The organism is Bacteroides cellulosilyticus (assembly GCF_020091405.1).
Lineage (GTDB): Bacteria > Bacteroidota > Bacteroidia > Bacteroidales > Bacteroidaceae > Bacteroides.
This window is the reverse complement of record NZ_CP081903.1, coordinates 2009918-2023308: the sequence shown is the minus strand read 5'-3', so window position 1 is coordinate 2023308 and position 13391 is coordinate 2009918. Positions and strand designations below refer to the sequence as shown.

At 46.7% G+C, this 13391-nt stretch carries 8 protein-coding genes; 7 read left to right on the top strand and 1 reads right to left on the bottom strand.

Translation table 11 applies throughout. From position 1 onward, the window contains the following. Nucleotides 1-3: 3 nt before the first annotated feature. From K6V21_RS06900 to K6V21_RS06880, 5 genes are all read left to right on the top strand, one after another. Nucleotides 4-1581, top strand: coding sequence for a glycoside hydrolase 43 family protein (locus K6V21_RS06900; RefSeq protein WP_224321327.1), 1578 nt, complete (start codon nt 4-6; stop codon nt 1579-1581). 38 nt (nt 1582-1619) lie between these two features. Then, a complete protein-coding gene (locus tag K6V21_RS06895; RefSeq protein ID WP_224321326.1) occupies nt 1620-3164 on the top strand; it encodes an alpha-L-fucosidase in 1545 nt (514 codons plus the stop codon). A 169-nt stretch (nt 3165-3333) separates the two neighbouring features. After that, on the top strand, nt 3334-6150 hold the full coding sequence (locus K6V21_RS06890; RefSeq protein WP_224321325.1) for a TonB-dependent receptor: 2817 nt from the start codon (nt 3334-3336) through the stop codon (nt 6148-6150). Nucleotides 6151-6169: 19 nt separating this feature from the next. Further along, entirely contained in the window at nt 6170-7102 is a 933-nt protein-coding gene (locus K6V21_RS06885; protein WP_224321324.1) for a metallophosphoesterase, read from the top strand. A gap of 97 nt (nt 7103-7199) precedes the next feature. Beyond that, nucleotides 7200-8486, top strand: a complete 1287-nt coding sequence (locus K6V21_RS06880; protein WP_224321323.1) for a WD40-like domain containing protein — start codon at nt 7200-7202, stop codon at nt 8484-8486. A 937-nt stretch (nt 8487-9423) separates the two neighbouring features. Here K6V21_RS06880 and K6V21_RS06875 read toward each other — a convergent pair. Next, on the bottom strand, nt 9424-11226 hold the full coding sequence (locus K6V21_RS06875; RefSeq protein WP_224321322.1) for a mechanosensitive ion channel family protein: 1803 nt from the start codon (nt 11224-11226) through the stop codon (nt 9424-9426). Nucleotides 11227-11346: 120 nt separating this feature from the next. On the opposite strand from K6V21_RS06875, the gene K6V21_RS06870 reads away from it, so the two are divergent. Beyond that, nucleotides 11347-12306 (top strand): calcium/sodium antiporter, encoded by a 960-nt coding sequence (locus K6V21_RS06870; RefSeq protein WP_224321321.1) that lies wholly within the window; start codon nt 11347-11349, stop codon nt 12304-12306. Then, the gene (locus tag K6V21_RS06865; RefSeq protein ID WP_224321320.1) at nt 12306-13382 is read left to right on the top strand and encodes a helix-turn-helix domain-containing protein; all 1077 of its coding nucleotides are present in this window, start codon (nt 12306-12308) and stop codon (nt 13380-13382) included. The genes K6V21_RS06870 and K6V21_RS06865 overlap by 1 nt, the downstream gene beginning before the upstream one ends. The last annotated feature ends 9 nt before the right edge of the window (nt 13383-13391 follow it).

The window sequence follows — 13391 nt, the reverse complement described above, 5'->3', positions numbered from 1 at the left end:
ATTATGAAACACCTATTAGCACTAATCTTTTGCGTATATTTTAGCGGCTGCCTGATGGGGCAGCAACAAGCCGAATGGGGGAACTGGAAAAACTGGGGCGACCAGGAAGACGGTACCTACCTGAACCCCATCATTCCGTCAGATTATAGCGATATTGATTGTATCCGGGTTGGTGAAGACTATTACGCGATATCCTCCACCTTCCAGTTCTCTCCGGGAATGACGCTGCTACACTCCAAAGACCTGGTGAACTGGGAAATATGCAGCAATATTATAGATGACCTGACCCAAATAAGTGAATCCCTGAACTGGACCCGCATGGACCGCTATGGCCGTGGCGTGTGGGCCGGAACCCTCCGCCATCATAACGGGCGTTTCTACTTATTCTTCGGTACACCCGACGAAGGGTACTTCATGACCTCTGCCGCTCACCCCGAAGGTCCGTGGGAACCACTGACACCGCTTCTTGCCGAAGCAGGCTGGGACGATTGTACTGCAATGTGGGACGACAACGGGAAAGCCTACTTTGTCGGCACCCATTTTGCAGACGGATATAAGACCTATCTCTTTAAGATGGCTGAAGATGGGAAAAGCATCGACCGGAAATCTGCGGTACTCATCAATTCGGGCAGTGGCAGGGAAGCCAGTAAATTGATTAAGGTGAACGGCTGGTATTATCTGATTTTCAGTGAGCATAAGCCGGGAGTGGGCCGTTACGTCATGGCAAAGCGTTCCAGGAAGTTAACAGGACCCTATAAAGAAGAAAAACAGTTGGCATTACCCAGTTGTGAAGCTATGGAACCGAATCAAGGAGGTATTATTCTGGGAAAAGACAATAACTGGTATTTTCTTACCCATCATGGAACAGGGGACTGGAGCGGGCGAATTGTCAGTCTCCTACCCGTTACGTGGGTAGATGGCTGGCCCATACCGGGTGAAGTGCTTCCCCAGAACATCGGTGCAATGAAATGGAGTGGAAAGATGCCTTTCAAATATACTGAGAAACTATCTATCAAGCGTAGTGATGATTTCGACGATGAACGGCTTGCCCCGCAGTGGCAGTGGAACTATCAGCCAAGAAAGGAATACTTTTCACTCACCGAACGTCCGGGCTGGTTACGCCTGAAAGCTTACCGCCCCTTAGAGGCCGATAAACTTCTGAAAGCCGGCAATACACTTACGCAGAGGACTTTCAGAAAGCAGGATAATGATGTCGTGATAAAGATGGATATTTCCAATATGAAAGACGGACAAAAGAACGGGCTTTGCCACTTCTCTTCACAACATTCGGCCATTGGCATAGTAAAAGAAGAGGGTACCTGCTATCTGGAATATAGAAAGAACGATAACATAACGAGAGGAATCCCCATCCGGTCGCAATATGTATGGCTTAGGACACAGTGGGGGTTAGATGGTAAATCCCACTATTATTATAGCCTGGACGGGGATAACTTCCTGCCGTTTGGCGAACCCTATCAATTGGTATGGGGAAACTACCGGGGTGACCGCGTAGGCATTTATTGTTTTAATGATAAGGGAGAGACCGGTTTCGTAGATGTGGATTATTTCCATTACCTGTAATACAATAAACTCTATATTTACAACAAAAAAAGAGAACAATGAAAAAGTACATTTATTTGATTTTCACTTTGATTCTGTGTGCCTCATGCCAGTCCATAGACAAGAGGTCCTACAACATCGACTCAGTCGCTTCGCCTCAAGGAACAGAAGTCTTTCAACCTGATTGGAAGAATATAGCCGAGAACTACCGATTTCCTGAATGGTTTGCCGATGCTAAATTTGGTATTTTCATTCATTGGGGAGTCTATTCCGTTCCGGCCTACGACAACGAATGGTACTCACGTAATATGTATCAAGAGGGACATCATGCATATAAACATCATATTGCAACATGGGGGGCCCATGATAAGTTCGGCTACAAAGACTTTATCCCTCTATTTAAAGCCGAAAAGTTCAACGCGGAAGAATGGGTAAAGTTATTCAAAGAAGCCGGAGCTAAATATGTAGTGCCTGTTGCAGAACATCACGATGGTTTTTCCATGTACGACAGCAACCTGAATGAATGGAATGCCGTAAATATGGGACCAAAGAAAGACATCATCGGTCTATTGAAAAAAGCTACAGAAAAAGAAGGTCTCATTTTCGGATTATCAACACACAGAGCTGAAAACGCCTGGTTTTATAATGGTGGAATGAGATTCCCATCCGATGTGCAAGATACAACTATTTCATTGTATGGAAGAAGGTACGATAATGAAAAATACACCGAAGACTTTGCCCGTGAGTGGCTCACTCACACTTATGAACTGATTGACAAATACGAGCCCAAACTCATTTGGTTCGACTGGACAGTAAATAATCCGATATTGATGCCATACTTTAATAAGTTTATGGCTTACTATTATAACAATTCCTTAGACTGGGGAGAAAATGTAGTAGTAAATACCAAACAGGGATATCCGACCGATGTACAAGTATGGGACGTAGAAAGAGGAAAGTCCGGTAAAATGATGCAGTTCCCTTGGCAAACGGATACTTCTGTAGGTAAAAAATCATGGTCGTACATCGACGGCGAAGAAAATAAAAGTCCGGAACAGATTGTACATGACTTGATTGACATAGTCAGTAAAAACGGAAATCTACTGTTGAATATCGGCCCCCGTGCTGATGGAACAATTACCGACGAGCAAAAAGAAGTATTACTCTCCATCGGAAAATGGCTGAAAATAAACGGAGAAGCAATATATGGTACACGTTGCTGGAAGAAATTCGGTGAAGGAAATACCGAACCGACAAAAGGTTCTTTCACTGACAATACAGCAACCGCTTACACCGCTCAGGATATGCGCTTTACAACCAAAGGCAATGACTTTTATGCAGTTATCCTGAATTGGAGTGACAATGGTATTTTAATAAAATCCTTAGATAAGGAAGCAATAGCCGATGCCCGGATATTAGACATCAGTCTTTTAGGTTCTGATGAGAAAATTAATTGGAAGCAAACTGATGAAGGTTTAAAAATATTCTTCCCTGAAAAGAAACCATGTGAATATGCCTATTCATTTAAAATTTCTTTCGATAAAAAAGTCGGAGAACACCTTAAATCAGAAGCTGTCAACGAAGTTATGAAGCACGGAGCCTGAGAAGTAAAATCCACTTGCCCTATAAACAGATGCCTATACGAAAAGCGATTTCGCCAGCCTCGTAACCGGAATGTATCATATTTGTTACCGATTCTTAAATTTGCCGCAAAACGTATGAAACGCCACGTCTCTACTTTTGCGGCAAATTAATCAACGAATGACAACAGGTATGAAACACATTGTTAAAGTATTCACGCTCTTATTCTTATTTCTAACAGTCGGCAGCACGGCAAAAGCCGACGAGAAAGTAAACGTAGTGAAACAGGGCACCGTACGCGGCCGCATCATAGATGCCACGAAACAAACCCTTCCGGGTGCCTCCATCTACATCGAGAAACTGCATGCCGGAGTGACGAGCGACGTCAACGGCTTCTACACTTTCCCCAATCTGGAACCGGGGACGTATACCGTAAAAGTAAGTTATGTGGGCTATTCACCCGTAGAACTGAAAATAACCATTCCCGAAGGACGCACCTTGGAGAAAGACGTAGTGATGAACGAAGGAGTGGAACTACAGGAAGTAGTGGTAGGCGGCGCCTTTCAGGGACAACGCCGCGCCGTCAATTCGCAGAAGAACAGCCTCGGCATCAAGAATGTAGTGTCCGCCGATCAGGTAGGCAAGTTCCCCGACTCCAACATAGGCGATGCACTGAAACGCATTTCGGGTATCAACGTACAGTACGACCAGGGTGAAGCCCGCTTCGGACAAGTACGCGGCACCTCTGCCGACATGAGTTCCGTCACTATCAACGGCAACCGCGTTCCTTCTGCCGAAGGCGATACACGCAACGTGCAACTGGACCTCATCCCGGCAGATATGATACAGACCATCGAAGTGAACAAGGTAGTCACCCCGGATATGGATGCCGACGCCATCGGCGGTTCCATCAATCTGATTACAAAGAACTCTCCTTATAAACGCTTCATCAGTGCTACCGCCGGAACGGGTTACAACTGGATTAGCGACAAGGCGCAACTAAACCTGGGTTTCACTTATGGCGACCGCTTCTTCAACGACAAACTGGGACTCATTCTTTCCGCTTCCTATCAGAACTCCCCCTCCGGCTCGGATGACATCGAATTTGTATGGGACAAGGATGTAGAAACCGGAGAACTCTGCATCACCGACTATCAGGTGCGCCAATACTACGTCACCCGCGAACGCCAAAGCTACTCCGCCGCACTGGACTGGGACATCAACGAGAACCACAAGCTGACTTTCAAAGGCATCTTCAACAACCGCAACGACTGGGAAAACCGTTACCGCCTCAACGTGAAAGGTATCAACCTGGAAGAAGACGACAATGGCAACGAATATTGCTCCATCAACAACAAAGGCGCCGTGCGCGTGCAGACCAAAGGCGGCACGCCCGACAACCGCAACGCCCGTCTGGAACGTCAGCGCACAATGGACTTCACCCTCGGCGGCGAGCACCTCTTCGGCAAACTGGACACGAAGTGGAGCGTCAACTATGCCAAAGCCAGCGAAGAACGTCCCAATGAACGCTACATCGACTATCAACTGAAGAAACAGAAGTTCACTATGGATTTGAGCGATGAGCGCAAGCCGTTGCTTACTCCGCAGGAAGGTTCGGCTATGTATCTGAACGACGATTTCAGTCTGAAAGAAGTGACGGAGCAACAGGAAGATATTCAAGAGAAGGACTTCAAGTTCAAACTCGATTTCAGTTTGCCGCTCACAAAAGGAAAGTTCGGCAATCATCTGCGCTTCGGAACCAAGGTGGTGCATAAGACTAAAGATAAAGAGATTGACTTCTACGAATACACTCCGCTGGATGAAGACGGTTTCGACAAAGCCAGTCTGGCGGCTGCCGTAGACCAGAACCGGGACGGATACATGCCGGGCAAGCAATATAAAGCCGGTAGCTTCATAAGCAAGGAGTATCTGGGAGAACTTGACTTGAACAATGCAAGTCTGTTTGAAAAGAACCAGGTGCAGGAAGAACTTGCCACCAACTTCAACGCCAAAGAAACCGTTGCGGCAGGTTATCTGCGTTTCGACCAGAAACTGGGTGAGAAGTGGGACTTGATGCTGGGCCTGCGTCTGGAGAATACACATGTGAAATATTCGGGTAGCCAGTATGATGCGGACGAAGACAAGACCACCCGCACAGCCTACGAGTCGGACAGTTACCTGAATGTGCTTCCTTCCGTTCTTGTGAAGTATGATGTAAACGATGACTTCAAGGTGCGCGCCTCGTTCACCAATACCATTGCCCGGCCCAAGTATGCCGCCCTGGCACCGAATATTACGATTAAGCGTAGCGACAACTCCATCTCTTTGGGTAATCCGGGCCTGAAACCCACCATTTCTTATAACTTCGACCTGAGCGGTGAGTATTACTTCAAGAGCATCGGTCTTGTCAGTGCCGGTATCTTCTACAAGAAAATCAATGATTTCATCGTAGACCAGACTATGCGCAACTACAATTACAACGGAACCACATATACCAAGTTCAGCCAGCCGCGCAACTCGGGCAACGCCGACCTGCTGGGTGTGGAAGTGGCCTATCAGCGCGATTTCAGCTTCATAGCCCCGGCCTTGAAGTGCATCGGTTTCTACGGAACATACACTTACTCTTACTCCCGCGTGGATAACTTCAACTTCGAGGGACGTGAGAATGAAAGCGGCCTGCGCCTGCCGGGTTCTCCGGAGCACACGGCCAATGCTTCGCTCTTTTTCGAGAAATCCGGCGTGAGCCTCCGCCTTTCTTACAACTATGCATCGGCATTTATCGACGAGATGGGAGCGGAGAAGTTCTACGACCGCTATTACGACGCAGTGAATTATATGGATGCCAACGCCAGCTATACTTTCGGAAAGAAACTGAAAACAACGTTCTATGCCGAAGCCACCAATTTGCTGAACCAGCCCTTGCGCTACTATCAGGGAACGAAGGACCGGACGATGCAGAGCGAACACTACGGAGTGAAAGTGAATGCAGGTGTGAAAATCAACTTCTAACAATCAAATCAATATAATAATGAAAAAAGTATTCTTTCTCCTTTTAGTTGTCCTCCTCAGCAACTGGGCAACCGCACAGATAACGGATTATTCCATCTTCGACAAGAAATTCAACTTCTACGTCGCCAACGACCTGGGCCGTAACGGTTATTACGACCAAAAGCCCATAGCCGAACTGATGGGAACCATGGCCGAAGAAGTCGGTCCCGAATTCGTAGTCGCCACCGGAGACATCCATCATTTTGAAGGCGTGCGCAGCGTGAACGACCCTCTGTGGATGACCAACTACGAGCTCATCTACTCCCACCCGGAACTGATGATAGACTGGTTTCCCGTACTTGGCAACCACGAATACCGTGGCAACACGCAAGCCGTAATGGACTACACCAACGTCAGCCGCCGCTGGACCATGCCCGCCCGCTACTATACCAAATCATTCGAAGACGACGGCATCACCCTCCGCATCGTCTGGGTGGACACCGCCCCCATGATGGACAAATACCGCAACGACTCCACCACCTATCCCGATGCCTGCAAGCAGGACTTACAGCAACAACTTGCCTGGATAGACTCCGTACTGACCGCCGCAAAAGAAGACTGGGTCATCGTTGCCGGACACCACCCCATCTACGCCGAAACTCCGAAGGACAACAGCGAACGCCTGGATATGCAAGCCCGCCTCGACCCGATACTCCGCAAGCATAAAGTAGATATGTACGTCTGCGGACATATCCACAACTTCCAGCACATCCGCAAGGTGGGAAGCAATATTGATTACATCGTCAACTCCGCCGGCTCCCTCTCCCGCAAAGTGAAACCCACGGAAGGAACAGTGTTTTGCAGTCCAGAACCGGGTTTCTCCATCATTTCGGCAGACAAGAAGGAACTGACGTTGCGGATGATTGACAAGAAAGGGAATGTGCTGCATACCGTGACACGCACCTCACGGTAATTCTTTTTTCACTTTCCGACGCAAAATACACAGTGAAGAGAAGAGAGTATATCGCTAAAAATAATACCTTTGCATCGTTCAAACATAAAGAAACGCTATGAAGAAGATATACCTCTTCCTGTTATTTGGCCTGCTGCTTGCGGCCTGTGCAAAAGATGACGACAAAGAGCCCATCTTAGTAACCGACATCGTGATGCCCACCCAAACGAGCTTTAATCCCGGAGATAAAGTCACCATCTCCGCACAAGGCTTCCAGCCCGATGACGATGTCATGTTCGAAATCTATTGGCCGCTTCCCGACGAGCCCGCACTCAACTATCAGGGATATGCCCGTGGCGTATTGCCCGTCATGTTGGAACAGACCGCCACAAGCATCACCTTCCTGGCACCCGGACACTATCCCGCTTCAACTACCAAAATACTTCTGCGCCGCGCCGGCGACATAATGACGCTTGGCGAAATCGCAGTCTCCAACGGCCAGGCACCCGAAGAGTTCCAACTCTACGGCATCACCAACTCCCATTCCGACACGGGCTATAAAAACTGCATCCAACACGTAGACCTCGCCCAAGCAAACCCAACGGACATCGTGGAACTGGCAGAAGACCAAAAAGACTTCTCCTGCATAGTGAACGCCCCCGAAAGCCAACGTCTCTGTGGAATACAAACGAAGGACGGAATCCGCAAGGTATACTGTTACGACCTCTCCATGCGCTACTGGCAGGATACGGGACTTGAAAACATATTAACCCTTTGCAACAATATCAATGGCTCCATAACAGCCGTGAGACAGATATCTTCCAATGAAGTGGCATTGGTCTCCGTCACAACCTCGGGTTACACCCGGAGCCAGATGCCTCCCATGGCTCACCGCTACGAACTACCTGCAAACATAAAACCCGAAGCTCTGACACGTTACCCCGGCGTACAGAGCGGCTCCGGCCAGCTATTGCTCTCAGCCGATAACGGCAACAACAGCTTTGCGCCCGTCGTACTGGATTTACAAAGTAGCAAAGTACATGTCGGCGAGCAGATACAAGCTACCGCACTTATTCCCTTCTGGACAATAACCGATAAAAAAGATAACGGAACCACCAAGTATGTGCACACCGGAGGATACGCCGTAGTGAAAACCGACGGGCAGACCGAACTGCGCCTGTGGGACCAGGCTACAATGACCCTGAAAGAGCCTTTTGCCACATTCCCCAACCCGGCACGTTCCATAACCATGCTCGCTGAAGATACAGAGACACTGAAACTCTATGTATTGTTCGACACTTACCGGGGTGGCAGGCTGATTTATGCATACGATTTAGTAAGTAAAGACTGGCAATCGGTTCCCGGCATCGGATATCCCTATTCGGAAATTGTGATGGCACGGTAAAGCAAGAAGAGACATCCCTTCTTTACTGAAAAATGATGTCTCTATTGTCGGCTTTCTTCTTGATATGCCTTTCGGTTTGCCATTTGCAATCTTTGCCGGACAACTGAAGTATGGCATCTTATTGATGCTTACGATTAGTGCTTTTTGATCGTATTTCCAAGCCATTCATATATAAGAGTTTGCAGTTTCCCACAGGCAGGAAACTGCCGTTCCCGCTCTAAGAAACGAGCGTTCCCATGAAGAGAAACTCTTCTCCCCATTAAGAGGAACGCTCGTTCCCATTAAGAGAAACCATTGTTCCCATTAAGGGGAACGCCCGTTCCCACAGTAGGAAACGGGAAGCCGCATGGTGATTTATCTTGCCCGGATGGCTACGCTATTTGCTCAAAAGGGTGTAGTTATCCGCCCAAAAAGGTGTAGCTATCTGCTATAAAGGGTGTAGTCTTGTGATATGAAAGGGCGTTTTCAGGTAAAACGAAGGGGAGAATCTTCCTCTGAGAGTCGTTTTATCCGCTATTCACAAGGTTTTTCTCTATTTTTTCGCAGGAACTATTTGATACGAGTTACCCTTTTTACGAAACAATTTGAGTGGTTTTATCAGCACAACGCATATAAATAAGTCTATAACCAAGCCAATAGCTTTCTTTCTAAACATTCACCATATCATTTCCTTGCATTCTTTCCTATTATCATCGGGACGGTCGGCAGATTTTCAATTCAGACCGTTCGCCCCCGTCTTTCCACATGAAACGAGCAATGACAATAATATTCATAATAAAGCAATAAGATTAACGGACTTAAGTACATACTTATAGGACAATGATTTCATTTAAATACATTGCAACTACTCAGGCTGCCTGTCATTGAAAAAGTACTTATTGTACCGAATTCGGTACAATTAAAAATAGAGTCTCGTAAACTGAGTTCGATAAGAAAATTACTTCTTCTCCCGCAAATCATCTTTAGGTATCGTCGTCTCACTACCGTCACGCGTAGCGATGTAGTGCGGCGACATAATCTCGATACCCTCTTCGTTAAATCGATCCTGGATATTCTGATGCAAATCGGAATACACCTGCGCCAACTGGTTGGCATCCTTTATATAAGCATTCACCTGATAGACCGGATAATAATCCTGAAGAGACGTTTCCAATACAAACGGACGCGGATCATCTACCACTCCGGGGGTATTCAGAGCGGCCTCAACCAGAAGTTGATGTGTCTTCCGCCAGGGAATATCATACCCCACACTCACTTCCGAATGAATAATCAGTCCGTAGTCACGTGCCGACTGACTAAAGTTTACCGTATGCGAAGACATGATGAAAGAGTTCGGAATCGTCACCACCTCATTCTTCGGTGTACGGATGCGCGTCACCAACGGAGTCTTCTCTATTACATTTCCCGTAGTATCATTCAGCTTGATGCGGTCGCCCAACTTGAAGGGACGCATATAGGTGATTACCAATCCCGCAATAATATTCCCGATCACCGTACTCGAACCCAACGAAACAATCAAGCCGACAAAGACCGATATTCCCTGGAAAACACCCGACTTGGAACCCGGCAGATAGGGATAAATCATAGCAATCATAAATGCATAAAGCAGGAAACGCACAATGTGAAACGTTGGCATAGCCCAATCGGCATAGAAACCACCTATTTTCAACCGTTCCGATTGAATTTCACTGGCAAGATAATGCACCAACCTCACCAGATATTTCACGGCAAGCCATATCACAAAGATGGTAAACAGATTAGGAACATATTCTACTATACCCAGGAAGATGCTCTTTATAGGGTCCCATATATACGAGAATAACTTATAAGCAAGATCTTTTGTCTGGGGAAATATGGAGAAAAGTAGCGGTACTGTTAATATCAGCTGGAGCAGCATTACGGCATATCGCAACAGATTTGCCAGGAAGACAAGCAGATTCACCTGCTTCTGCGTATCCAGCAATTCATATTCCTGAATGGAGATAGGTTTTAGTTTGGTATCCTTCAATCGTTGAATACGCACTTTCAGCTTATTGAACAACCAGGTGGTGAGTTTAAACAGCAGGTACTGGCCTATGATTACAAGAATGAAATAGAGAATACGTTTGCCAAGCTGCCACAGGCTATGTTCGTCCTTCATCACCTTCAGCTTGTCTACGATCACTTTACGCTTGGCAGCCGCCAACTGGTCGCGCGAGCAACCTTCCCACAAACCATCCTGATCTATGAACGAGGCCAGAACTTTATTCCCATACATCAGATCGGTGACAATATCACTATTTTCGGTATAAACCGAGTCGGGTTGCAAATTAAACCGTTTACCCAGCTCCGTTATTGCCGCTGCATTCATTTCGGCACGTTGCTGCGGAGTATGTCCACCACGCTTGGCAAACAGGTAATACAGCGTATCGCCTTCCACCACTACCGGCACACCCGGCGTCACCCGCCTGAGCGAATCAATACGCAATCGCTGCTTTGCCAGTTTCAGGGAGTCCGCCGCATCATATCTCAGCCTCATTTGCTCTATCTCCATCCTGAGATTAGCCTCATTCAGCCTTGCAACCTCCAAATCCTCTTTCATCTTCAGCAGATAAACCGAGTCTGTATCCGCCCTTTGGGCAACAACATTCCCCAAAGTATCTTCATTAAAGATATCTAAAACCTTCTCTACCAACTGGGCAGATGCAACGCCCGCAGGCAACAGCAAGAGCCAAAGACATAACGCACGTATTCCCTTCATATAATAGCCCTTAATCAGGTTACTTAAAAACAACAAATTGATTAACGTGCCAAACATACGGAATGTTTTTCACTTTTCATAAAAGGAATTAATTATATTTGCACAAAAAACAGAATTCTCATGGATATTCTTTGTCTTATCGGAGGACTTCTCCTCATCCTTTTAGGGGCCAACGGACTGACAGACGGAGCCGCATCCGTCGCCAAGCGTTTCCGCATCCCCTCCATTGTTATCGGGCTCACCATCGTAGCTTTCGGGACTTCCGCTCCCGAACTGACGGTCAGCGTCTCTTCGGCCCTGAAAGGCAGTGCGGACATCGCCATCGGAAACGTTGTAGGCAGCAACATCTTCAATACACTGATGATTGTAGGCTGCACGGCACTCTTCGCTCCTATTGTTATTTCCGGAAATACGCTGCGTAAGGAAATCCCACTCTGTATCCTATCCTCCATAGTATTGCTGATTTGCGCGAATGATGTTTTGCTGGATCATAGTTCTGAAAATATAATCAGCACTACAGACGGACTGTTGCTGCTCTGTTTTTTCATGATCTTCCTCGGATATACCTTTGCCATCGCTTTTCAAGGGAAAAAAGAGGGAGAGACGGAAGAGGAAATCAAACAACTTCCTATGTGGCGATCCATACTATATATAATAGGTGGGCTGGTGGCACTGATTGCCGGCGGCAGTTTCTTCGTAGATGGTGCCAGTGGCATTGCACGCAGCCTGGGAGTAAGCGAATCCGTCATCGGATTGACTTTGGTAGCAGGCGGCACATCCCTGCCCGAACTTGCAACCTCCATTGTCGCCGCCTTAAAGAAGAATCCGGAAATTGCCATTGGAAACGTGATTGGCAGTAACCTGTTCAACATCTTCTTCGTACTGGGATGCAGCGCTTCCATCACACCGTTGCACCTGACGGGTATCACGAATATGGATCTGCTAGTACTGGTAGGTTCGAGCGTCTTGCTGTGGCTATTCGGATTGTTCTTTGCCAAGCGTACCATTACCCGCATTGAAGGCAGTATACTGATACTTTGTTACATAGCATACACCACCGTACTTATTTATAACGTTTAATGGAAGGATTCAATATATCATACTTCATGAACGGAGCTGCATTCATGTTCTTCGGATATGTCAGTTTCCGTTTGCTCACACATAAGCCACGCTCACGAATACAGAGCATACTGGGACTGACCCTTGCTTTTTGGGCATTATTGGAGTTCAAAGATATATTACTCTATTTTCCTTCACTGAAAACCGAACAACTGGTCAACTCCCTGCTATTCATTGACGGATGGGCAGTTGCCGCCTGTTCTTTCTATCTTCTGGAATTAACGGCACCCGGATGGCTTAACTGGAAGAAAGTATTTTTGCTTTTCAGCCCCTATATGGTATTTACAATTGTTTATTTGTGTACTTTCTATGCCCCCATTTTCCCTTTCTATTTCGGATTCATTCTGCTTTATAGTGCCGTTATTGTACTCATAGTTACATTCGCTGCCCGACGCTACCAACGATACATACGCAACAACTACTCTTATTCGGAACATATCGATGTGGCATGGTTGAAGAAAGCCACACTTATTCTCGCCATCTGCCTGGTAACATGGGTATATACCAGCATGAATATTACAGGCTGGGGAGATACTATTTATTATATTTCTTCCGTCGTATTGTGGTTTGTTATTATCCATTATTCAGCCTATCAGATCAGTATCCCTATGCCTAACAACCTGAAAGGCAACCTCCTTGCTAAAGAGCCTGTAGAAGAGAACGGAACCAGCGGAACGGAACAGGATAACGGTTCTTATTACGCTTTCCGGGAAGAGTTACTGAAAGTGATGGAAGAGCAACAACTCTACCTGAATCCTAAACTGACTATCAGCGATGTAGCTAATGCCATCGGAACCAACCGCACCTATTTATCCTCCTATTTCAACAATAAGCTGAATATCACTTTCTACGACTATATCAACAACCTGCGCATCGAGAAAGCCGGCAAGCAACTACTAACCACCTACCCCTATACCATGAATATAGATGAGATAGCCGAACGTTCCGGATTTAACTCCACTTCCACCTTCCGGCGTGCTTTCCTCAAAAATACAGGTATGACACCTTTACAGTATCGGAAAAGCATACAGAAATAGATTAGTTTT